This is a genomic window from Pseudomonas antarctica, assembly GCF_900624995.1.
In the GTDB taxonomy this organism is placed as follows: Bacteria; Pseudomonadota; Gammaproteobacteria; order Pseudomonadales; family Pseudomonadaceae; genus Aquipseudomonas; species Aquipseudomonas antarctica.
On the sequence record NZ_UYXQ01000022.1, the window covers coordinates 36,764 to 59,157 of the forward strand.

Here is a 22,394-nt window from a genome sequence, read left to right on the forward strand (position 1 = left end):
AATTTGTCGTTCGGGAATCTTCCATGCGTCTGTGTAAATTCTTCTTTGTAGGCTGCTTGTCGTTGGTCAGCCTGGCAAGTCATGCCGAAACCCTCAATGGCCTTTATCAAGTACTCGAACCGGTCAGCAGCCAATCGCCCCAAGAGCGCGACCAAGCCACCCAGCGCGCCGTGCAAACCTTGGTGATTCGCCTGACTGGCGACGCCAAGGCTGCCGATGGCCCGGGCCTGGCGGCGATTCGCAAAGACCCGCGACAAATCATCAGCCAGTACGGCTATGACGCCGGCCCGCCGGAAAGCCTGCAAGTTGATTTCGACCCGGTGAGCACTGATCGCGCCTTGCGTGAGGCGGGTCTGTCGATCTGGGGCAGCAATCGGCCGTCGATTCTCGGTTGGTGGCTGAACGACTCCACCGAAGGCAGCAGCCTGGTCGGCGATGGCCAGGCGATTGCCGGCACCTTGCGTCGTGCCGCGCAACACCGTGGTTTGCCGCTGCGCCTGCCGCTGGGAGACTTGGATGAGCAAGTCGTCGCCACTGCGCCTAATCTTGAAAGCGCCGACGCCACGCCGCTGCGCGCCGCCTCCGAGCGCTATGGCGCCGATGCACTGCTCACCGTGCACGCCCGCCAGCAAGGTAATCAATGGCAGGCCAAATGGCGCCTGTGGTTGGGCGACAAAAGTGAGCAGGGCAGCGCCCAGGGTGCGGATACCGCTGCGGTAGCGGATGCCGTGTTGCTTGCGGTCAGCCAAAAACTGGCGCCACGTTTTGCCGTTAAACCGGGTGTGAGCAGCGAGCAGTTGCTTGAAGTGCAGGGCATGAACCTGGAGCGCTACGCTGCCTTGGGCCATCTGCTCGAACCTTTTGGTGGTCAGCCGCAGCTCGTGGATGGCAATCGCATCGTGTACCGCGTCAATGGCAGTGCTGATCAGTTGCGTACCCAGTTGAGCCTGGCCAAGTTGCAGGAAGTGCCGGCGGGTGAGGCCCCCGTCCAGCAGCCCGTGGTTGACGGAACACCGCCGGCCGCCGCACCCGAGCCCCAGGCGCAGTTGCGTTTTCGTTGGTAGATATTCTTCCTATATAGATAGAAGCAAATAATGGAGTGGTTTATGGCGGATACGCGTCGTTGGGTGTGGCTTGGCGGGATTGTCCTGCTGTGCGTCTTTGTGTTCTTGCTGCATTCGATCCTGACGCCGTTCCTGGTTGCGTTGCTGTTGGCCTATCTGTTCGATCCAGTGGTCGATCGCCTGGAGAAAGCTGGCCTGTCGCGAACCTTGGGTGTGGTGGCGGTGTTCGCCCTGTTCACGTTGATCATCACAGCACTGGTATTGGTGTTGGTGCCGATGCTGGTCAAGCAGCTGTTCCGTTTATATGAACTGGCGCCGCAGATGCTCGACTGGCTGCAGCACACGGCAATGCCGTGGGCCCAGGCCAAGCTGGGGCTGGCGGACGGTTTCTGGAAGTTCGACAAGGTCAAGGCAGCGATCAGCGAGCACATGGGCCAGACCTCCGATATCGTCGGTGCCGTGCTGAGCCGGGCCACGGCCTCCAGTTTGGCGTTGATCGGTTGGTTGACCAACTTGGTGCTGATCCCGGTGGTGGGGTTCTACCTGCTGCGTGACTGGGACGTCATGATGGCCAAGATTCGTAGCCTGCTGCCGCGCAACAGCGAAGAGCGCATCGTCTCTCTGGCGGGAGAGTGCCATGAGGTGCTCGGTGCATTCGTTCGCGGTCAGTTGCTGGTAATGCTGGCCTTGGGGGTTATCTATGCCGCCGGGTTGATGGCTATTGGCCTGGAATTGGGCCTGCTGATCGGCTTGATCGCCGGTTTGGCCGCAATCGTTCCGTACATGGGCTTTGTGATTGGTATTGGCGCAGCGCTGGTGGCCGGGCTGTTCCAGTTTGGCGGCGACCTATACCCAATGCTGGGTATTGTTGCGGTATTTATGGTCGGCCAGGCCCTTGAGGGTATGGTGCTGACGCCGTTGCTGGTAGGGGACCGGATCGGCCTGCACCCGGTAGCAGTGATCTTTGCGATCCTGGCGGGCGGTGAGCTGTTTGGCTTTACGGGCATTCTGCTGGCGCTGCCGGTGGCGGCAGTGATCATGGTGTTGGTGCGCCATGTGCATGATCTGTACAAGGATTCGGATGTGTATACCGGGGCTGAAGACCCCGACCTGTAACCGCTTCTTCACAAACCCGGCCCAGGCCGGGTTTGTTGTTTCTGCAGGCGGGGCGTCAAACAATTTGCGCAAATCGACCCAGGTTAACGCAAACCTTTGATTTTGCTTGTGGTCTGCTGCATTGTGCGCCCGGCGTCACGGGTATAAACTTTGCAAACTTTACACAGAGGCCACTAACGGTTCGTTTGGAGCCGTTCAGTCAGCATGAAACCGATTCAGCTGCCCTTGGGTGTGCGTCTGCGTGACGACGCCACCTTCATCAATTACTACCCAGGCGCCAATGCCGCTGCACTCGGCTATGTCGAGCGGCTCTGCGAAGCCGACGCCGGGTGGACTGAAAGCCTGATCTATCTGTGGGGCAAGCACGGCGTGGGGCGTACTCACCTCTTGCAGGCGGCGTGCCTGCGCTTTGAGCAGATGGGTGAGCCGGCGGTTTACCTGCCGCTGGCCGAATTGATGGACCGTGGCATCGGCATCTTCGACCATCTTGAGCAATACGAGCTGGTATGCCTGGATGACCTGCAGGCGATTGCCGGCAAGGCGGATTGGGAAGAGGCGCTGTTTCACCTGTTCAACCGCTTGCGCGACAGCGGCCGGCGCCTGTTGATCGCCGCGTCTACCTCGCCGCGTGAACTGCCCGTGAAGCTGGCAGATCTCAAGTCGCGCCTGACCCTGGCGCTGATCTTCCAGATGCGGCCATTGTCCGACGAGGACAAATTGCGCGCGCTGCAATTGCGTGCATCCCGTCGCGGCCTGCACCTCACCGATGAAGTCGGGCACTTTATTCTCACCCGTGGCACCCGGAGCATGAGCGCGTTGTTCGATTTGCTTGAACAGCTCGATCAGGCCTCTTTGCAGGCCCAGCGTAAGCTGACCATCCCTTTCCTCAAGGAAACCCTCGGCTGGTAGCCAAGCCTTGTATTTCGCGGCTTTCGGCAGATTTCAGGCGCCAGAAAACCTGCATTTGGGCCGCTTTGGCCACGCATCAGGCGTGAATTGGGTGTTAAGGGCTTAGATGTCAGCGTTCAAGCAAGAAGTCACATAGGTCACGATTGAATTTGCAAATCGATGTGATAGTGGGCATAGTCTCGACTTCTTTACATATCAGCCACGGTCGTGCCCATGCTAAATCGCTTCGCACCCCTCGTGCCTCTCGCACTCGTTACCCTGTTGTTTGGTTGCGCCACCCACACTCAAAACGTGGCTGAGCAGCAAAAACCAGCACAACAGTCCCAGGCAAAGTTCGTTGCAGCGCAGTCTTCCACTGTTTATGAGGAAGAAGTTGCAACTGAGAAAGAACTGGCCGATTTCTCCGGCAGCAAGCCGTACCAGCTTCCAGTTCTGGCCGACAGCATTCTCGAACGCGGCATGTCCCTGATCGGTACCCGTTACCGTTTCGGCGGTACCTCCGAAGCCGGTTTCGATTGCAGCGGTTTCATCGGCTACCTGTTTCGCGAAGAGGCCGGCATGAATTTGCCTCGTTCGACTCGCGAAATGATCAAGGTTGATGCACCGTTGGTCGCACGTAACAACCTCAAGCCCGGTGATCTGCTTTTCTTTAGTACTGCTGGCCGTGGTCGTGTGAGCCACGCCGGTATCTACTTGGGCGATAACCAGTTTATCCACTCCAGCAGCCGTCGCAGTGGCGGTGTTCGAGTCGACAACCTGGGTGACAGCTACTGGAGCAAAACCTTCATCGAAGCCAAGCGCGCACTTGCCATGGCCCCGACTACGGTTACCGCTAGCAAGTAAACTTAAAGTGATACTTGAAGTTTGACGTGTAAGCGCTAGAATCCCTGGATATTGTTGTAATCCGTTCGCGCGAGCTTTGCTTGCGCGTTCTGGTTTTCAGCCTTCGGCAGCGAAAAGCCGCATCCAGACCAGGATTGTTCTGCCCATGTCGACCTCAGCCCGCCTCATTCTGCTTGTTTGCGCCGCGCTCCTCAGCGCCTGCGCAAGCCGCCCACCGCCACCGGCTCCTGTAGCTGTCAAGCCTAAGCCGGTGTTCAATTACGCCAGCCAAAGTTTCTCGCCTGCGGCCGAAGACGTGCTCTTTCGTGCGCTGGGTCTGGTCGGTACGCCTTATCGTTGGGGCGGTAATACACCGGCCTCCGGGTTTGATTGCAGTGGCTTGATAGGTTTTGTGTACCGTGACGCCGCCGGCATCAGCCTGCCGCGCACCACTCGCGAGCTGATCGTGATGCGTGCCCAGGACGTCAGTGAAAACAACCTTCAGACCGGTGATCTGATCTTCTTCGCCACCGGTGGCGGTTCGCAGGTGAGCCACGCCGGCATCTACGTGGGCGAAGGGCGCTTCGTGCATGCGCCGCAGACCGGAGGCACGGTGAAGCTCGATACACTGTCCAAAGCGTATTGGCAGAATGCCTATTTGAGCGCCAAACGTGTATTGCCGGGGAACCTGGCGCGTAATCCCTGAGTCGCACAACGATCAAAATGTGGGAGGGGGCTTGCTCCCGATGGCAGAGTGTCAGTCGCCAGCTCGGTTGACTGATACACCGCTATCGGAAGCAAGCCCCCTCCCACATTGAGTTATGCGCTGGGTTACTTAGCCGCTGAAACCCGCCACACCTTATTCCCCACATCATCCGCCACCAGCAAATCTCCCTGCTGATCAATCACCACGCCCACCGGCCGGCCCATGGCTTTCTCATCTTTATCGAGGAACCCGGTCAGTACATCCACCGGCTGCCCTTTGGGTTGGCCACCCTCGAACGGCACGAAGATCACCTTGTAGCCACTGTGCGGTTTGCGATTCCACGAACCATGCTGACCAATAAACGCGCCGTTGCTGAACGGCGCCGGGAGCTTGCTGCCTTCGGCGAAGGTCAGGCCCAGAGAGGCAGTGTGCGGGCCTACGGCATAGTCCGGGGCGATGGCCTTGGCGACTAGGTCCAGATTTTGCGGCGTGACGCGCACATCCACATGCTGGCCGTAGTAACTGAACGGCCAGCCATAAAACGCGCCATCCTTGACCGACGTGATGTAATCCGGCACCAGGTCGCTGCCGATCTCGTCGCGCTCGTTAACCGCCGTCCACAGCTTGCCGCTCTGCGGCTCCCACGCCATGCCGTTCGGGTTGCGCAGGCCTGAGGCGAAGATGCGATGCTGGCCGGTGGTGCGGTCGACTTCCCATATTGCCGCGCGTCCTTCTTCCGCTGCCAGGCCGTTTTCGCCGACGTTGCTGTTGGAGCCGACACTCACATACAACTTGCTGCCGTCTTTGCTGGCCACCACGTTTTTCGTCCAGTGGTGGTTAATGCTGCCGCCGGGCAAGTCGACCACTTTGGTGCCGGCGGCCTTGATTGCGGTTTCGCCCGGCTGATAAGGAAAGCGCAACAGCTTGTCGGAGTCGGCGACATACAAGTCGTTGCCGACCAGGGTCATGCCGAACGGCGAGTTAAGGTTCTCCAGGAACACCGTGCGCGTTTCAGCGACGCCGTCGTGGTTGGCATCGCGCAGCAGGGTGATGCGGTTCGGGCTGGGCACACCAGCACCGGCGCGGCCCATGACTTTCTCCATGACCCAACCGCGAATGCCTTTGGAGTCATCCGGCTTGGGTGGCGCGTTGGTTTCCGCCACCAGCACATCACCGTTAGGCAACACATACAGCCAGCGCGGGTGGTCCAGGCCTTCGGCAAACGCCGTGACTTGGGTGCCGACGGCGGCTGTGGGTGTCGCGCCCTCTGGCCAGCCAATCGCCGGGGCGATGTTCACGGTGGGTATCAGGGTTTTATTCGGTTCCGGCAGCTTGGGCGAGGGCCCGGTGCCGTCGGAGACCTTCAGGGTAGAGCTTTCACCGCAGGCGGCGAGGGTGCCTGCCAGCATGATGAGTAGGGCGAGTCTGGTTTTGTGCATGGTTTTCTCCTTAATACCTGTAAGGGTAGAGGTGTTTGTCGGTCCGATCGTTCCAGTACAAGGCCAGCTTTAATTGACGCTCCACCCCCAACCCACTAACCTTCGCGGCTTGTTCCAGGTGCTCTGTGACCTGTGGGTCGACAGAGTGAAACAGGGAAGCCGGTGAGTGAGCGCACTTGTACACAGTGCTGCCGCGATTCCGGCGCTGCCCCCGCAACGGTAAATGAGTCAAGACGGTGCCTTTTGCCACTGTATCGCTGGCGATATGGGAAGGCGCGCCGTTGGCCTGCTTCTATAACGAATGCGCCACTCATGAGTCCGGAGACCGGCCTGGATCATCCAACAGCATCACGGTGGGCGATGCTTGGCTGTCTGTTTGTCTATTTTCCTGCCCGCCGTTTTTTGTCCAGCCCCAACGGAGAGCTGTCATGACCGATTCCCCCGACCGCGACGAACGCCACCTGGCGCGCATGCTGCGCAAAAAAGCCGTGATCGATGAACGCATCGCCAATTCCCCGAACGAATGCGGCTTGCTGCTGGTATTGACCGGCAACGGCAAAGGCAAGAGCAGCTCGGCGTTTGGCATGCTCGCCCGCGCCATGGGCCACGGCATGCAGTGCGGCGTGGTGCAGTTCATCAAGGGGCGCCACAGCACCGGTGAGGAACTGTTCTTCCGCCGCTTCCCCGAGCAAGTGCGCTTTCACGTGATGGGCGAAGGCTTCACCTGGGAAACCCAGGACCGCCAGCGCGACATCGCCGCCGCCGAAGCCGCGTGGGCGGTGTCCCGCGAACTGTTGCAAGACCCGTCCATCGGCCTTGTGGTGCTGGATGAACTGAACATCGCCCTCAAGCACGGCTACCTTGATCTGGACCAAGTGCTCAGCGACCTGCAAGCCCGCCCGCCGATGCAGCACGTGTTGGTCACCGGCCGTGGCGCCAAGCCTGAGCTGATCGAAATGGGCGACACCGTCACCGAAATGGGCATGCTCAAGCACGCGTTCCAGGCCGGTATCAAGGCACAGAAGGGCGTCGAACTTTGAATCAGCCCCGTCATTGCCCGGCCGTCCTGATCGCCGCACCGGCGTCTGGCCAGGGCAAAACCACCGTCACCGCTGCGCTTGCCCGTTTGCACCGTAACTTGGGGCGCAAGGTGCGTGTGTTCAAATGCGGGCCGGACTTTCTCGACCCGATGATTCACGAGCGCGCCAGCGGTGCGCCGGTGTATCAGTTGGACATGTGGATGGTCGGCGAGCAGGAAAGTCGCCGTTTGCTGTGGGAAGCGGCGGGCGAGGCTGACCTGATCCTGATTGAAGGCGTGATGGGCCTGTTCGATGGCACGCCCTCCAGCGCCGACCTGGCGCGGCACTTTGGCGTGCCGGTGCTCGGCGTGATCGACGGCACCGCCATGGCCCAGACCTTCGGTGCGCTGGCCTTGGGCCTGGCGCGTTATCAGCCGGACCTGCCCTTCGCCGGCGTGCTGGCCAACCGTGTCGGCACCCTGCGCCATGCGCAATTGCTCGAAGGCAGCCTCACCGAAGGCCTGCGTTGGTATGGTGCGTTGTCGCGTGAAACCGGGATCGAATTGCCCAGCCGTCACTTGGGCCTGGTGCAAGCCAGCGAATTGAATGACCTCGACGTGCGCCTGGACGCCGCTGCCCAAGCCTTGGGCAGCAGTTGCGAAGTCGCCTTGCCGCCGCCGGTGACCTTCGCCGCGCCCGAAGTGGTCGAGGCTGAACCGTTGCTGGCCGGTGTGCGCATCGCCGTGGCCCGTGACGAAGCCTTTGCCTTCACCTATGGCGCCAGCCTCGACCTGCTGCGGGCGATGGGCGCCGAGTTGTGCTTCTTCTCGCCGATTCACGATAGCGAATTACCTGACGCCGACAGCCTGTATTTGCCCGGTGGTTACCCGGAACTGCACCACCAGGCGCTGTCGGAAAACACCCCGATGCTCGACGCGATCCGCGCCCATCACGCCGCCGGTAAACCCATGCTCGCCGAATGTGGCGGCATGCTCTACCTGCTGGACTCGCTGACCGATGTCGACGGCACCCGTGCCGAACTGGTCGGCCTGCTGCAAGGGGATGCGGTGATGCAAAAGAAGCTCGCAGCCCTGGCCCTGCAAAGCGTCGAGTTGCCCGAAGGTGAGCTGCGCGGTCACACCTATCACCATTCCCTGACCAGTACCGAGTGGCAACCAATTGCCCGTGGCCTGAGCCCGAACGGCGGGCGCGGTGCTGAGGCGGTTTACCGACAGGGGCGGATGACGGCTTCCTACGTGCACTTTTACTTTCCCTCCAATCCGGCTGCGGTGGCTGCACTGTTTGCGCCAGACCTGAAGATCGCTATCGCAGCGATGGAGCGACCCGACAAGCCAGCTCCCACGATTGACCGAGTTGACACGCAATCTAATGTGGGAGCGGGCTTGCCCGCGATAGGGTCATGACTGACAACGCCTTCCCCCAAGCCGACCGCGACGCCGTCTACCGCGCCATCGCCGAACGCCGCGACATGCGCCACTTCACAGGTGGCAGCGTGGCCCCCGACTTACTGCACCGCCTGCTCCAGGCCGCGCACCAGGCGCCCAGCGTCGGCTTGATGCAGCCTTGGCGGTTTATCCGCATCAGCGAACGCCCATTGCGCGGGCAGATTCAGCAACTGGTGGAAGAAGAGCGCGTGCGCACCGCCGAGGCGCTGGGCGAGCGCTCCGATGAGTTCATGAAGCTCAAGGTTGAAGGCATCCACGACTGCGCCGAGGTACTGGTGGCAGCACTCATGGATGATCGCGAACGCCATATCTTTGGCCGCCGCACCTTGCCGGAAATGGACATGGCGTCGTTGTCTTGTGCGATCCAGAATCTGTGGCTGGCGGCTCGCGTCGAAGGCCTGGGGATGGGGTGGGTCTCGTTGTTCGAACCGCAAGCATTGGCCGATCTGCTCGGCTTGCCGCCTGGCGCCAAACCCCTTGCGGTGTTGTGCCTGGGCCCGGTCGCCGAGTTCTACCCGGCACCGATGTTGCAGCTCGAAGGCTGGGCCGAGCCGCGGCCGCTGAGTGACATGTTGTATGAGAATGTGTGGGGAGTGAGTCAATGAGTGTGGCCTTGCTGTGTGTCGCTGCCGTGGCGCTGGATGCGCTGCTGGGCGAGCCCAGGCGCTGGCATCCGCTGGTGGCGTTCGGCAACTTCGCCGGACGCATCGAGCAACGTTTCAACAGCGGTGGCCGCGGCTGGCGCAGCCACGGCGTGACCGCGTGGTTTGTCGCGGTGGTGCCGCTGACCTTGCTGGCCACCGCGTTGTCGTGGGCGCCGTATATCGGCTGGGTCCTGGAGATAGTGGCGCTGTACCTGGCGCTGGGCATGCGCAGCCTTGGCGAACACGTCATCCCGGTCGCCCAGGCGTTGCGCAGTGATGACCTGGATGAGGCGCGCAAACGCGTGAGTTACCTGGTCAGCCGCCAGACCAGCGAACTGGACAGCACCGAAGTCGCGCGCGCCGCGACCGAGTCGGTCCTGGAAAACGGCAGTGACGCGGTGTTCGCCGCGCTGTTCTGGTTTGTCGTTGCCGGTGTGCCGGGCGTGGTGCTTTATCGCCTGAGCAACACCCTCGATGCGATGTGGGGCTACCGCAACGAGCGCTTTGAGCGTTTCGGCTGGGCGGCAGCGAAGATCGACGATGTGCTCAACTATATTCCTGCACGCCTGGTGGCGTTGACCTACGCCGTGCTCGGCAAAACCCGCCTGGCGCTCAAATGCTGGCGCAGCCAGGGCCCGACCTGGGACAGCCCCAACGCCGGGCCAGTGATGGCCGCCGGTGCTGGCGCATTGGGGGTGGAACTGGGCGGCGCGGCGGTTTATCACGGTGAGCTGCATCAGCGCCCGCAACTGGGCGAAGGCCCGGCGGCTGACGCCGATTCCATCGACCGCGGCTGGCAACTGGTGCAGCGCGGCGTCTGGTTGTGGTTGTTGATCCTCTGCGCGGGGGCGCAATTCTATGCTTGAGCATGGTGGGCGGCTGCGTAAGGCAGTGATTCAGTACGGGATTGCCGAGGCTGACTGGCTCGACCTGTCCAGCGGCCTGGCGCCCTGGCCGTGGGCAATCCCTGAGATCCCGTTGCGGGCCTGGGCGCGATTGCCGGAAACCGATGACGGCTTGGAAAAGGCCGCCTGCGAGTATTACAGCGCCGCCCATGTGTTGCCGGTGGCGGGTTCGCAGGCGGCGATCCAGCTGCTGCCGCGCCTGCGTCGCTCCGGCAAGGTCGGGGTGCTGTCGCCGTGTTATGCCGAGCATGCCGAAGCCTGGCGCCGCGCCGGTTACGTGGTGCGCGAAGTGCAGGAGCAAGAAGTCGACTTCTTTCTCGACGGCCTCGACGTGCTGGTGGTGGTCAACCCCAATAACCCCACCGGCCTGAGCCTGCCGCCGCAGCGCCTGCTGGAATGGCACTCGCGGCTGGCCCAGCGCGGCGGCTGGCTGGTGGTGGACGAAGCGTTTATGGACGTGACCCCGCAGTTGAGCCTGGCCAGCCAGACCCATCAAGTCGGCCTGATTGTGCTGCGCTCGTTCGGCAAATTCTTCGGCCTGGCCGGTGTGCGCTTGGGTTTTGTGCTGGCCGAACGCAAGCTGCTCAAGTTGCTCGCCGAACAGCTCGGCCCTTGGGCGGTCAGTGGGCCGACGCGGGTGCTTGGCCAAGTGTGCCTGCGTGATACGGCCGGGCATGTCCAGCAGCGCAGGCGCTGCATCGAAGCCGGCCAGCGCTTGTTTGCACTGCTTGAACGCCGCGGGTTCCAACCCCACGGCGGCTGCGCGTTGTTCCAGTGGCTGATCACGCCCCACGCCGAACGCCTACACGAGTTCATGGCTCAGCGCGGCATCTTGTTGCGCCTGTTCGTCCACAACAGCAGCCTGCGTTTCGGTCTGCCTGACACTGAGGCGCATTGGTTGCGACTTGATCAGGCCTTGGCCGCTTACAAGGACGTCGCATGAGTACGTTGATGGTGCAAGGCACCACCTCCGACGCCGGTAAAAGTACCTTGGTGACCGCGCTGTGCCGCTGGCTGGTACGCCAGGGTGTGGCCGTGGCGCCGTTCAAACCCCAGAACATGGCACTCAACAGCGCCGTCACCGCCGAAGGCGGCGAAATCGGCCGCGCCCAGGCAGTGCAGGCCCAGGCCGCCAACCTGGCGCCACACACCGACATGAACCCGGTACTGCTCAAGCCCAACAGTGACACGGGTTCCCAGGTGATCATTCACGGCCGTGCGGTGACCAGCATGAACGCCGTGGCCTATCACGACTACAAAGCGATAGCGATGCAGGCGGTGCTGGCCTCCCACGCGCGGTTACGCGACGCTTACGCGGTGGTGATGGTGGAGGGCGCAGGCTCCCCGGCGGAGATCAACCTGCGTGCCAATGACATCGCCAATATGGGCTTCGCCGAAGCCGTGGATTGTCCGGTACTGTTGATCGCCGATATCAATCGCGGCGGCGTGTTCGCGCACCTGGTCGGCACCCTGGAATTGCTGTCGCCGACCGAGCAGGCACGCGTCAAGGGCTTCATCATCAACCGCTTTCGCGGCGATATTGCGCTGTTGCAGCCAGGGTTGGATTGGCTGGAGGCGCGCACCGGCAAGCCGGTGGTGGGCGTGTTGCCTTACGTCATGGACTTGCATCTGGAAGCCGAAGACGGCATCGACCAGCGCCAGATCGACAAGGCCGCGCAGGTGCTCAAGGTGGTGGTGCCGGTGTTGCCGCGTATCAGCAACCACACGGATTTTGATCCGTTGCGTTTGCATCCACAGGTGGATTTACAGTTTATCGGTCCGGGCCAGCCGATTCCGGCGGCTGACCTGATTATCCTGCCGGGCTCGAAAAGCGTACGCAGCGATTTGGCGTATTTGCGTGCCAGTGGTTGGGACACGGCCGTGGCGCGGCACTTACGTTATGGCGGCAAGGTGCTGGGGATTTGTGGCGGGTTGCAGATGCTCGGTGAGCAGATGCATGACCCGCTCGGCCTGGAAGGTGCGGCCGGGTCGAGTGAAGGCCTGGGCCTGCTGGCGTTCAGTACGACGCTGGAGGAAGAGAAGCAGTTGCGCAATGTGCGTGGGCGGTTGTTGCTGGAGGATGCTCAGGTCAGTGGCTATGAGATCCATGCGGGTGTGACCTCGGGCAGTGGCTTGTCGCGTGCTGCTGTGCTGTTGGATGATGGCCGTAGTGATGGTGCGCAGAGTGAAGACGGGCAGATTCTTGGCACCTATCTGCATGGGGTGTTCGAGACGCCGGCCGCTTGCAGCGCGTTATTGCGCTGGGCTGGTTTGGCGTCTGTGCAGGAAGTGGATTACCACGCTTTGCGCGAGCGTGATATTGAGCGGTTGGCGGACTTGGTGGAGAACCATCTGGATACCGGCTTATTGCGTAAGCTGTGCGGGATTTGACGGTGTACACACGGACTTTAGGTGGGAGCGGGCTTGCCCGCGATGGCGCCCGGCCAGCCAGCCACTATTCAACTGATGCACCGCACCCTAAATGTGGGAGCGGGCTTGCTCGCGAAGGCGGTGGGTCGGTGTACATATCCATTTCTTTGGTAACGGCGACCTATGGTTCCGCTCTTACAGCGGGTCACTTTTGGAAAGACCCAAAAGTAACCAAAAGGTCTTCGCCCCACCACTCGGCACCTCGCCTAGGCTCGGTGTGCCCGAACGCAGGCTTGAATCCGTGGGCCGCCGCGATGGGCCATCCTTGGCCCAGCGCGGCTAACCCGGCGTCCTGCCGGGTTACCCACGGATTCAAGCCTGCGTTCGGCCAGCGTGGTTTAACGGGGCGACTGAGATCAAAGTCAAAAGCCAGATCAACAGCCAGATCAAAGGCCAGATCAAAAGCAGATCTGCTTTTCTGTGGGAGCTGGCTTGCCTGCGATGGCGGCCTGCCAGCCAGCCACTATTCAACTGATGCACCGCTCCCACATTTGACGGTGCCCACTTCAAGCTACCGGCCGGCCAATAAAGGTGCCTTCCCATGTATCAGTTGATCCTCGGCGGTGCCCGTTCCGGTAAGAGCCGTCTCGCCGAAAAGCTCGCCAGTGAGAGCGCTTTGCCCGTTACCTATATCGCCACCAGCCAGCCGCTGGACGGTGAGATGAACGAGCGCGTCGCGTTGCATCGTCAGCGTCGCCCTGATCACTGGGGCTTGATCGAGGAACCCATCGAATTGGCGCGCGTTCTGCGTGAAAACGCCGCCGCCGAGTGCTGCCTGCTGGTGGATTGCCTGACCATGTGGCTGACCAATCTGCTGATGCTCGAAGACCCGGCGCGCTTGGCGCTCGAGCGTGACCAACTGCTGCAAACCCTGGCTTCATTGCCTGGTGAAATCATTTTTGTCAGCAACGAGACCGGTCTGGGTGTCGTGCCGCTGGGCGAATTGACTCGCCGCTATGTGGATGAAGCCGGTTGGCTACATCAAGCCTTGGCTGAGCGCTGTCAGCGTGTTGTCCTGACCGTCGCCGGCCTGCCCCTGACTTTGAAAGGTACTGCGTTATGACTGACACTTGGTGGCTCAACCCCTGTAAGGCCATTGACGCTTCGGCGCATGACCACGCGCTGGCTCGCCAGCAGCAACTGACCAAGCCGGCCGGTTCTCTCGGCCAGCTGGAGGCCGTGGCGGTGCAGTTGGCCGGCTTGCAGGGCCAGGTCAAGCCGTTGGTGGATCATGTGTGGATCGCGATTTTCGCCGGTGATCATGGCGTGGTCGCAGAAGGCGTGTCGGCGTTTCCCCAGGAAGTGACCGGGCAGATGCTGCACAACTTTGTCAGCGGCGGCGCGGCCATCAGCGTATTGGCGCGGCAGTTGGATGCGCAGCTGGAAGTGGTCGATCTCGGGACAGTAACGCCGTCGCTGAACCTGCCGGGTGTGCGTCACCTGAACATCGGCGCGGGCACGGCCAATTTCGTCAACGGCCCGGCGATGACTGAGGCTCAGGGTCGATTGGCCCTGCACGCCGGCCGCGACAGCGCGCGCCGTGCCTTGGCGAGCGGCGCGCAGCTGTATATCGGCGGTGAGATGGGCATCGGCAATACCACCGCCGCCAGCGCCTTGGCCTGCGCGTTGCTCGATTGCCAGGTGAGCGACCTGACGGGTCCGGGCACCGGTTTAAATGCCCAGGGCGTCAGTCACAAGGTGGCCGTTATTGAGCGCGCATTGGCGTTGCATGCCGGGCAGCGTGGCGACGCGGTGCAGACCCTGTTCAACCTCGGCGGGTTTGAAATTGCCGCGCTGGTCGGTGCTTACTTGGCCTGCGCCCAGGAAGGCATTGTAGTGTTGGTGGATGGATTCATCTGCACGGTCGCGGCGTTGGTTGCCGCCCGCCTGAATCCGGCGTGCCGTGAGTGGCTGGTGTTCGGCCATCGCGGTGCTGAGCCAGGTCATCGGCATGTGTTGCAAAGCCTTGAGGCGCAACCGTTGCTGGAATTGGGCCTGCGCCTGGGTGAGGGCAGCGGTGCAGCGCTGGCGGTGCCGTTGTTGCGCCTTGCGTGCGCAGTGCACGGGCAGATGGCGACCTTCGCCGAAGCCGCCGTGGCAGACCGCCCGGCATGACCTTGCACCTGGACCTGTTGCGCCACGGTGAAACCGAGCTGGGCGGTGGCCTGCGCGGCAGCCTGGACGACGCATTGACCGCCAAGGGCTGGGAGCAAATGCGCGCCGCCGTGGCGGAGCAGGGGCCGTGGGATCGGTTGATCAGTTCGCCGCTGCAACGTTGTGCACTGTTCGCTCATGAGTTGGGCGCGCGGCTCAATCTGCCGGTGAGTCTGGAAAAGGATCTGCAGGAGCTGCACTTCGGCGCTTGGGAAGGGCAGAGCGCAGCAGCGCTGATGGAGGCCGACGCCGAAGGCCTGGGCCTGTTCTGGGCTGACCCCTACCGTTTCACACCGCCAGAGGGCGAGCGCGTCAGCGACTTTTCTGATCGTGTTCTCGGCGCCGTCTCACGTTTGTATCGGGCGTACGCCGGTGAGCGTGTGTTGCTGATCAGCCACGGTGGCGTCATGCGCCTGCTGCTGGCGCAGGCGCGTGGCTTGCCGCGCGAGCAGTTGCTGAATGTCGAAGTCGGCCACGGCGGGCTGTTCCGCCTGCAGGTGGTGGCCGATGGTGTGTTGAAGGAAGGAATCTGACGATGCTGGCGTTCTGGATCGCCCTGCAATTTCTCAGCAGCCTGCCCATTCGTTTGCCGGGCATGCCACAGCCCCAGGAGTTGGGGCGTTCGTTGCTGTTTTACCCTGTGGTCGGGTTGTTGTTTGGGGTGCTGTTGTGGGCCCTGAATACGGCGTTGATGGGGGCACCATTATTGCTGCATGCAGCGCTGTTGCTGACGGCCTGGGTGTTACTCAGCGGTGGTCTGCACCTGGACGGCCTGGCGGACAGCGCTGACGCCTGGCTCGGTGGGTTTGGCGACCGCGAACGTACGCTGAGCATCATGAAAGACCCGCGCAGCGGGCCGATTGCCGTGGTCACGCTGGGCTTGGTGTTGCTGCTTAAGTTCACCGCATTGGTGGCCTTGATCGAGCAACACAACAGTACGGCGCTGATCCTGGCGCCGCTGATCGGGCGTGCTGCGATGTTGGCGCTGTTCCTCACGACACGCTATGTGCGTGCAGGCGGATTGGGGCAGGCGTTGTCGGATCATCTGCCGAGGATCGTCGGCCAACAGGTGCTGATCCTCAGTGGCCTGGCCTGCCTGCTGATCGGTGGTTTCAGCGGCGGAATCGCTGTTTTACTCGCTGCGCTGGGCTTTGTCGGCCTGCGCCAGTTGATGATCAACCGCCTTGGCGGCACCACTGGAGACACGGCCGGCGCACTGTTGGAGCTGCTGGAAGTCGCGGTGTTGGTCGGCTTGGCGTTGTAACACTTTCTTGCATTTCCATAATCGCGGGTATATACACCTTCCATGCTTGCCTCCCAATGTTTATGCACCAACCTGCGACGTGCCGCCCGTGGCGTCAGCAGGCACTACGACGGCGCTCTCGACGGCTTCGGGATCAACGTCGCCCAGTATTCTTTGCTGTGTAACTTGCAACGTTTGGATCAACCGAGCATTTCCAGCCTGGCTGAAGCCATGGGCCTGGATCGTAGTACCTTGGGGCGTAACCTGCGGGTATTGGAAGGCGAAGGCCTGGTGCAGTTGGTCGAGGGTGATGACTTGCGCAACCGCCTGGTGGTGTTGACCGTCGCCGGCGAGCAACGTCTGGCCGCCGCATTGCCGGCATGGGAAGCGGCGCAGCAGAAATTGATTGATCAGTTAGGCGCCGAAAAGCGCGAAACCTTGTTGGCCTTGCTGGACGAACTCGCCTGAGCGCGAATTTGCTCGAATACAAGCGGGTATATACCCGCGACGGAGAATAAGAATGACCTCGATGTGGCGCACCAGTGGCTGGGTTCTTGTGGGGAGTGCGCTGATCCTGGCGTTGTCCTTGGGTGTGCGGCATGGCTTTGGCCTGTTCCTGGCGCCGATGAGCACGGAATTCGGCTGGGGCCGTGAGACCTTTGCCTTCGCCATTGCCCTGCAAAACCTGATCTGGGGCCTGGCCCAGCCGTTTACCGGCGCCTTGGCCGACCGTTTTGGCGCCACCAAAGCAGTATTTGTCGGCGGCGTGCTGTACGCCGTGGGCCTGGTGTTGATGGGCATGTCCGATTCGGCGTGGTCACTGTCGCTAAGTGCGGGCTTGCTGATTGGGATCGGGCTGTCGGGCACTTCGTTCTCGGTCATTCTGGGTGTCGTCGGGCGCGCGGTACCGCCGGAAAAACGCAGCATGGCTATGGGCATTGCCAGTGCCGCAGGTTCTTTCGGCCAGTTCGCCATGGTGCCTGGCACCTTGGGCCTGATCGGCTGGCTGGGTTGGTCGACTGCGTTGCTGGCGTTGGGCCTGATGGTGGCGCTGATCCTGCCGTTGGTGGCGATGCTCAAGGACAAGCCGCTGCCGGTCATGGTCGGTCAGCAAACGCTGCGCGATGCGTTGAAGGAGGCCTGCTCCCACTCCGGTTTCTGGCTGCTCGCGTTCGGCTTTTTTGTCTGCGGTTTCCAAGTCGTGTTTATTGGCGTGCATTTGCCTGCGTACTTGGTCGATCAGCACCTACCGGCCACGACGGGTACTACGGTGCTGGCTTTGATCGGCTTGTTTAACGTGTTTGGTACCTACACCGCCGGCTGGCTTGGCGGGCGCATGTCCAAACCGCGTTTGCTCACCGGTCTGTATGTGCTGCGAGCGGTGGTGATCGTGCTGTTCCTGTGGGCACCGGTGACCGAAGTCACGGCCTACCTGTTCGGCATGGCGATGGGCTTTCTGTGGCTGTCCACTGTGCCGCTGACCAACGGCACGGTCGCGACCCTGTTTGGCGTGCGAAACCTGTCAATGCTCGGTGGGATTGTGTTCCTGTTTCATCAGCTTGGCTCGTTCCTTGGGGGCTGGTTGGGCGGGGTGGTCTATGACCGAACCGGCAACTACGATGTGATCTGGCAGGTGGCGATTCTCTTGAGTCTGCTGGCTGCGGCGCTGAACTGGCCGGTGCGCGAGCGGCCAGTGCAGCGCTTGCAAACGCAGCTGGAGGCGGTATGAGTGTAACGGTGCGATGTTTGATGTTTACGGCGTTCGTCGTTCTGTTGCTGCTGGCCTGGTGGGGCTGGCAGCGCGGCGGGCTAGCGTTGATGCAACTGGGTATGTCGATCTGTTAAGTTTGTGGTCTGGAAACGTTTAAGGACTCCGCGACATGCACAAGCGCTGGCTTGCAGTACCCGCCCTGATGGTAATTGGCAGTCTCGCCATGGCCGCCAATTGCCCGCCGTTGCTGGAAGGGCAGTTGCCCAAGTTGCGGGCCAAGGAATCCATCGATCTGTGCCAACGTTTTGCTGGCAAACCTCTGTTGATCGTCAATACCGCCAGCTTCTGTGGTTTCGCGCCGCAGTTCAAAGGCCTCGAAGCGTTGTCTCAGCGCTATAAAGAACAAGGGCTGGAAGTGATCGGCGTGCCGTCTGATGACTTCAAGCAGGAAGCCAAGACCGGCGAAGAGACTGCCAAGGTCTGTTACGTGAATTACGGCGTGACCTTCACCATGACCGAGCCGCAGAAGGTCAAGGGGCCGGATGCGGTGCACTTGTTCAAGGTCCTGGCGCAGGAGACCAGTGCGCCAAAGTGGAATTTCTATAAGTACGTGGTGGACCGCCAGGGTAAGGTGATCGCCAATTTCTCCAGCCTGACCAAGCCGGACAGCCCGGAGCTGATCAAGGCGGTTGAAGAGGCTATTGCGTCTAAACCCTGATCACCGCCGACTAAAAAGCCCCGCCTCCTTTGCAGGAGAGCGGGGCTTTTTTATACGGTTTGAATCAGAACTTGTACGTCATGCCCAGGCCGAAACCGTTGGCGCTGTTTTCGTACTTGGACGCATAGGTCTGACCCAGCGCGTTCTGCTTGTTCACCTTGACCGGCTCTTCCTTGAGGTAGGAGTAAGCCAGGTCGATGGTCATGTTATCCATCACGGCGTAGCCCAGGCCGACACTGAAGATAGTCCGGTCACCGGTAGGAATACGCGGCGAACGGTCAGTGTTGTTGGTCGGTGACTGGTCGAAGGTCAAGCCGGTACGCAGGACCACTTGCTTGGTCACTTGGTACGAGGTACCCAGGGCGTAGGCCCAAGTGTCGTGCCAGTTTTGCGGCTCTTGGATCTGGCTGACGATCCGCGGTGCGAGTGCACCACCGGTCGTTGCCGTCACACCTTCGTTGTTGACGGTAATGTCTTTCAGGCGGCTCCAGCGCGTCCAGGTCGCACCACCGTAAACCTTCCAGGCATCGCTCAGGTCTTGAGTAACCGAAGCGTCCCAGGATTCAGGGGTGTCGACTTTCAGCGAAGCGTCGTAGCGGTTGGCACGCAGGTAACCGCCAGGAACGCCGGCGCCTGGCGTAACGTCGGTGTGGCCTTCGAGCTTGTATTTCACTTTCGAGTGGTAAGTCAGGCCGACACGGGTGGTGTCGGTGGCTTGCACCAGGATACCGGCGTTGAAGCCGAGCGCGGTGTCGTCGCCTTTGACTTTGATTTTGTTGTCGCCGGTGCCTGCCAGACCTGGGAGCGGCAGCCCCGCGAGGCTTGGTTGCGACTCCAGTGTGCCGGAAATGCGGTTAATGGTCGGACCAAAACCGATCGACACCTTGTCGTTGAAGGCGTAGCTCACAGTCGGCTGGAAGGTGATAACAGCCACTTCACTCTTGTTGCCGAATGCGCGGCCTTGGAAGCCACGTTCGTAGTCAGTCTTCAGGCCGAACGGTGCGTAAACACCGAAGCCGACTGCCCACTGGTCGTTAAGTTTGTTGGTGTAGAAACCAAAAGGCACTGCGGTGAACGGCACCATGTCGCCTTTGTTGCTGCCGCGTGAGCGGCCGCTGGCGTCTTTGATGTCGGTCGAAGCATCGATAGCGGCGACGCCACCGGTGATTTGCTGGCCTTCAAGGCGAGCCATACCGGCAGGGTTGCCGTAGACAGTGCTGGCGTTTTCGGCAGAAGAAGAGCGGCCTGCGAAACCCGTACCCATGCCGGCGACATCTTGTTCGTTGAGGGCGAAGCCACTTGCGAACAGTTGGGAGGATGCCATGGCAACGGCGAGGCTAAGTGTGGTCTTGAGCATTACTTTTTTCATTATTAGAACTCCGTGGTGATCACCGCAGCGGAAAGTATCAATAAAATTAACTTAGCGCTATAGGCTGTAATGTAGGAGATAGAGCGGTTTTGTAGGACAATCCGACCAGATTCGATGTTTTTAGCCGAATCTTGCAAAATGCCTGATCAGCAAGTGACCTGATTAATGGGTGAAACACAGGTTTGCCAGGCGTGGGTAAAGTCCCGTAGCCGACCTTGAGGATGAAATATTTCTTTCCAGATACGCGCCATGGCCAGTACGTCACCCGCTGGCGGCAGTGCAGAGCGATGTTGTTCTACCAGCAGCCAGGCAACAGCAGTGGCGTAACGCAGGTTGACCGTCAGCTCCAGCTGGGGCGCGCTGAGGAACGCATGCTGACTGGCCAGGCCGCGTACCAGGCTGGCGCGCTCGGGGTCTTGTGCGAGGTAGTCGTCCCACAGGGCGCGATGACGCGGTTCGGTGATGCTGTACAGGCCGTGGCCGCGCCGGTCATGCAGCGCGGAGCCAAGTTCCGACTGGCTGGCGGCAATGCCCAGCAACAGGGCTTCAGCTGTCGAGTTATGGCGGCCGAGGTAGATCAACGTCGGCCTGATCACATAACGACACAATTCGCTGGCGGCGATACCCATACAGGCCTCAATCCATGAAAGTGGTCGACGATGCCTGAGAAGGGGGGCTTGGCAGCGGTGAATCGGATCTCAGGCTCGTCGCAAGCGGATCAGGCCGCTTGAGTTGAAGTGTAGTGTCATATTTGTGATGTAAAGGGCTGTTTTTAAAACATCTTCTTCGTTTAGTTATAACGTTTATATCTATTCGAACTTAGTGCATGTATTCCAAAACCAAATTTCAGGCAATAAAAAACCCTGCGTTTTAAGCAGGGTTTTTTGTGTTTCAGCGACTCGGGTCGATCAGGCAATCAATGCCTGGCGGGTACGCTCGATCACGGCCTGCAGCGGCTCTGCGCTGGAGTATTGATCGGGGTACAGGCGTTCGCTGTGACGAGCGATGCCGTGTTCGTTGACCAGGGTGAAGCTGAAGCAGCCTTTGCGAGCGGCCATGATCAGGCAGTTCATTGGTGCAAAAGCGTTGGTGAGGGTGCGAATGGCATCCTGAGTGTGGATTTGAGCGTGCATATTATTGGTGTTCCTACAAATGACACGGTTAAGAACCGTGCAACGTTAAAACGTTCCAGTAACGTTGATCACCATTGATCAAACGAAGAACCCGACTGGAACAAAGCAGCCAGTTTGAAGCGCTAATACGTTAGGCGCGCTTGGGCTGGCAGGTAGGTACTTAGGAGGGCAGGCAACACAACAGGGGCAAAGGTTCTGGGCCCGGGGTGAAGATCCTGATCAATTTGCAGGCTGGTTCGGTCAGAGTATTGAAACTTCGCGACACCCTTTGCTTGTTCAAAGGCAGTGTCGTCGCAAGGAATACCTGGAAACCATCGAGGTGGTCGATCCCGTGTTGTTCAGGGGAGTTGTTCGACCAGAATTGACTTTCAGCTTGGTACTAACGCTGCGGATAGTAACGGATCGAAACGCGAAAGGAAAGCGCCCTAACCAAAAAACTTCAGTCAGCCGCCCAGCAACCCTCGATACACCAGCACCGTGGTCGTCGCCGCCAGTGAACAGCCCAGGGCGTAGGCCGCCAACGACAGGCGCCAGGAACGGCCGGTCTCGATCACTTTCATTACATCGCGCATGTCATTGATCCGGCCTTCACCCAACTCAATGCACAGGCTCACTGCGGTAAAGGCCGCCGACAGCAGAATGGCGATGGCGAACAGAGCACCGTCAGGAGAAGGCAGCGCCGCGTTGATGCAAAGTGAAGTCGCGCAGATGGCCAGCAACAACACGGCGAATAAGAGGATTCCTTTCATCAGGCCTTACAAGGTTACGTGGAGGTAGGGCAGTGTGGCGAGACGGGGCAAATTTGAAAAGTCCCCAGTTTTGGACCTGCGGTAACATTTTTCGTACACGCTGAAGCAAAAAACCTCGGCGATATAACCAGTGGATGGGTACTTGTGCACATTAGTTGCGAAGTATGTAACCGCTCCGTCACCCCCCTGGAAGCGCCGCCATTTGCCTGCAATGAAAATTTAAGTCAATGAAAAATATCGCTTTTTTTTATTGGTGAAAAAATCGTCAGTTTGACTGCGGCCCCCGTTCCATGGGCCTTTGCGCGAGCTAAAGACGGGTTGTCCACTGAGTTATCCACAGCTTCTGTGGATTGTCCCAAGCGCTTGCTCTAGAACGGGCGTGCACGGATTTTTCAGCTTTACCTGTAGGAAAAAAAGAGTAGAGTTGCGCGCCTTCCGTTCTGTCCCGCAGTGCTTTATGAAGTTTCGCTCAGTATCACCTTCTGTTACCGACACCCCTCAGACTGTTACCGCACCCAAGCGTTTCTCCTTGAAAGTCGCTTTGTGGCTGCTCGACAGCCCGCGGCTGGGGCACAACACCAACGTCAAGCATTTTGCCGGGCGCTTGCTCAAGCAGCCCGCACGCGAAGGCGTGGTCGCCGCGCAGAGCCGCTTGGGCCAACTGATGTGCCGCGAATGCGGCAACGCCCGTGACCGCCGCATCGGCCATGACCTGTTGCGCCTGGCCGCCCGTGCCGGCGACCGCCGTGCCCAGCGCGAACTGGGGCAGGTCGAAGACTGAGCTGTCCTCAAGCCCT

At 60.6% G+C, this 22,394-nt stretch carries 24 protein-coding genes and 1 riboswitch; of the genes, 19 read left to right on the top strand and 5 right to left on the bottom strand.

The genetic code is table 11. The annotated features are described in order from the left end of the window. Window positions 1-23: 23 nt before the first annotated feature. The 5 genes from E0F99_RS14490 (at window position 24) to E0F99_RS14510 (ending at window position 4,617) form a co-directional block, all read left to right on the top strand. The gene (locus tag E0F99_RS14490) at window positions 24-1,064 is read left to right on the top strand and encodes a DUF2066 domain-containing protein (protein WP_083357441.1); all 1,041 of its coding nucleotides are present in this window, start codon (window positions 24-26) and stop codon (window positions 1,062-1,064) included. A gap of 42 nt (window positions 1,065-1,106) precedes the next feature. Further along, entirely contained in the window at window positions 1,107-2,180 is a 1,074-nt protein-coding gene (locus E0F99_RS14495; RefSeq protein WP_083357442.1) for an AI-2E family transporter, read from the top strand. A 204-nt stretch (window positions 2,181-2,384) separates the two neighbouring features. Beyond that, window positions 2,385-3,089 (top strand): DnaA regulatory inactivator Hda, encoded by a 705-nt coding sequence (hda, locus tag E0F99_RS14500; protein WP_017134884.1) that lies wholly within the window; start codon window positions 2,385-2,387, stop codon window positions 3,087-3,089. Window positions 3,090-3,302: 213 nt separating this feature from the next. Next, window positions 3,303-3,932 (top strand): C40 family peptidase, encoded by a 630-nt coding sequence (locus tag E0F99_RS14505; protein WP_083357443.1) that lies wholly within the window; start codon window positions 3,303-3,305, stop codon window positions 3,930-3,932. A gap of 145 nt (window positions 3,933-4,077) precedes the next feature. After that, window positions 4,078-4,617 carry a C40 family peptidase gene (locus E0F99_RS14510; RefSeq protein ID WP_083357444.1) on the top strand — a complete coding sequence of 180 codons (540 nt, stop codon included), beginning with the start codon at window positions 4,078-4,080 and terminating at the stop codon, window positions 4,615-4,617. A gap of 125 nt (window positions 4,618-4,742) precedes the next feature. Here E0F99_RS14510 and E0F99_RS14515 read toward each other — a convergent pair whose 3' ends face one another. Then, the gene (locus E0F99_RS14515; RefSeq protein ID WP_083357445.1) at window positions 4,743-6,056 is read right to left on the bottom strand and encodes a PQQ-dependent sugar dehydrogenase; all 1,314 of its coding nucleotides are present in this window, start codon (window positions 6,054-6,056) and stop codon (window positions 4,743-4,745) included. Between the two features lie 99 nt (window positions 6,057-6,155). Further along, a riboswitch (cobalamin riboswitch) is annotated at window positions 6,156-6,404 on the top strand. Between the two features lie 80 nt (window positions 6,405-6,484). Between E0F99_RS14515 and cobO the strand changes: the two genes are divergently transcribed. The 13 genes from cobO (at window position 6,485) to E0F99_RS14585 (ending at window position 18,346) form a co-directional block, all read left to right on the top strand. Then, window positions 6,485-7,096, top strand: coding sequence for a cob(I)yrinic acid a,c-diamide adenosyltransferase (cobO, locus tag E0F99_RS14520; RefSeq protein ID WP_083357446.1), 612 nt, complete (start codon window positions 6,485-6,487; stop codon window positions 7,094-7,096). Then, complete coding sequence (locus E0F99_RS14525) at window positions 7,093-8,499, top strand: cobyrinic acid a,c-diamide synthase CobB (protein WP_083357447.1); 1,407 nt, start codon at window positions 7,093-7,095, stop codon at window positions 8,497-8,499. The genes cobO and E0F99_RS14525 overlap by 4 nt, the downstream gene beginning before the upstream one ends. Next, complete coding sequence (gene bluB, locus E0F99_RS14530; protein WP_083357448.1) at window positions 8,496-9,146, top strand: 5,6-dimethylbenzimidazole synthase; 651 nt, start codon at window positions 8,496-8,498, stop codon at window positions 9,144-9,146. Before E0F99_RS14525 ends, bluB begins: the two co-directional genes overlap by 4 nt. Continuing rightward, on the top strand, window positions 9,143-10,051 hold the full coding sequence (gene cbiB / locus E0F99_RS14535; RefSeq protein ID WP_083357449.1) for an adenosylcobinamide-phosphate synthase CbiB: 909 nt from the start codon (window positions 9,143-9,145) through the stop codon (window positions 10,049-10,051). Before bluB ends, cbiB begins: the two co-directional genes overlap by 4 nt. Next, complete coding sequence (gene cobD, locus E0F99_RS14540) at window positions 10,044-11,033, top strand: threonine-phosphate decarboxylase CobD (RefSeq protein WP_083357450.1); 990 nt, start codon at window positions 10,044-10,046, stop codon at window positions 11,031-11,033. The genes cbiB and cobD overlap by 8 nt, the downstream gene beginning before the upstream one ends. Then, on the top strand, window positions 11,030-12,481 hold the full coding sequence (locus E0F99_RS14545) for a cobyric acid synthase (RefSeq protein WP_083357451.1): 1,452 nt from the start codon (window positions 11,030-11,032) through the stop codon (window positions 12,479-12,481). The genes cobD and E0F99_RS14545 overlap by 4 nt, the downstream gene beginning before the upstream one ends. A gap of 580 nt (window positions 12,482-13,061) precedes the next feature. Then, the gene (gene cobU / locus E0F99_RS14555; protein ID WP_083357452.1) at window positions 13,062-13,583 is read left to right on the top strand and encodes a bifunctional adenosylcobinamide kinase/adenosylcobinamide-phosphate guanylyltransferase; all 522 of its coding nucleotides are present in this window, start codon (window positions 13,062-13,064) and stop codon (window positions 13,581-13,583) included. Further along, a complete protein-coding gene (cobT, locus tag E0F99_RS14560; protein WP_083357453.1) occupies window positions 13,580-14,635 on the top strand; it encodes a nicotinate-nucleotide--dimethylbenzimidazole phosphoribosyltransferase in 1,056 nt (351 codons plus the stop codon). Before cobU ends, cobT begins: the two co-directional genes overlap by 4 nt. Continuing rightward, window positions 14,632-15,207 (top strand): alpha-ribazole phosphatase family protein, encoded by a 576-nt coding sequence (gene cobC / locus E0F99_RS14565; protein WP_083357454.1) that lies wholly within the window; start codon window positions 14,632-14,634, stop codon window positions 15,205-15,207. Before cobT ends, cobC begins: the two co-directional genes overlap by 4 nt. Before the next feature lie 2 nt (window positions 15,208-15,209). Further along, window positions 15,210-15,938 carry an adenosylcobinamide-GDP ribazoletransferase gene (locus tag E0F99_RS14570; protein WP_083357455.1) on the top strand — a complete coding sequence of 243 codons (729 nt, stop codon included), beginning with the start codon at window positions 15,210-15,212 and terminating at the stop codon, window positions 15,936-15,938. Between the two features lie 42 nt (window positions 15,939-15,980). Next, window positions 15,981-16,385: a MarR family winged helix-turn-helix transcriptional regulator gene (locus E0F99_RS14575; protein WP_083357456.1), complete on the top strand. Its 405-nt coding sequence runs from the start codon at window positions 15,981-15,983 to the stop codon at window positions 16,383-16,385. Between the two features lie 52 nt (window positions 16,386-16,437). After that, window positions 16,438-17,646 carry an MFS transporter gene (locus E0F99_RS14580; RefSeq protein ID WP_083357457.1) on the top strand — a complete coding sequence of 403 codons (1,209 nt, stop codon included), beginning with the start codon at window positions 16,438-16,440 and terminating at the stop codon, window positions 17,644-17,646. A gap of 151 nt (window positions 17,647-17,797) precedes the next feature. Further along, a complete protein-coding gene (locus tag E0F99_RS14585; RefSeq protein ID WP_083357458.1) occupies window positions 17,798-18,346 on the top strand; it encodes a glutathione peroxidase in 549 nt (182 codons plus the stop codon). Between the two features lie 64 nt (window positions 18,347-18,410). On the opposite strand, the gene E0F99_RS14590 is transcribed toward E0F99_RS14585, so the two are convergent. The 4 genes from E0F99_RS14590 to E0F99_RS14610 all read right to left on the bottom strand — a co-directional run bounded on the left by E0F99_RS14590 (window position 18,411) and on the right by E0F99_RS14610 (window position 21,597). Further along, window positions 18,411-19,715, bottom strand: coding sequence for an OmpP1/FadL family transporter (locus tag E0F99_RS14590; RefSeq protein WP_083357459.1), 1,305 nt, complete (start codon window positions 19,713-19,715; stop codon window positions 18,411-18,413). Between the two features lie 146 nt (window positions 19,716-19,861). Then, window positions 19,862-20,344, bottom strand: a complete 483-nt coding sequence (locus E0F99_RS14595) for a hypothetical protein (RefSeq protein ID WP_083357460.1) — start codon at window positions 20,342-20,344, stop codon at window positions 19,862-19,864. 279 nt (window positions 20,345-20,623) lie between these two features. Further along, on the bottom strand, window positions 20,624-20,848 hold the full coding sequence (locus E0F99_RS14600; RefSeq protein ID WP_083357461.1) for a hypothetical protein: 225 nt from the start codon (window positions 20,846-20,848) through the stop codon (window positions 20,624-20,626). Between the two features lie 443 nt (window positions 20,849-21,291). Beyond that, on the bottom strand, window positions 21,292-21,597 hold the full coding sequence (locus E0F99_RS14610) for a hypothetical protein (RefSeq protein WP_083357462.1): 306 nt from the start codon (window positions 21,595-21,597) through the stop codon (window positions 21,292-21,294). Between the two features lie 457 nt (window positions 21,598-22,054). Between E0F99_RS14610 and E0F99_RS14615 the strand changes: the two genes are divergently transcribed. Beyond that, a complete protein-coding gene (locus E0F99_RS14615; protein WP_025855837.1) occupies window positions 22,055-22,378 on the top strand; it encodes an SEL1-like repeat protein in 324 nt (107 codons plus the stop codon). The last annotated feature ends 16 nt before the right edge of the window (window positions 22,379-22,394 follow it).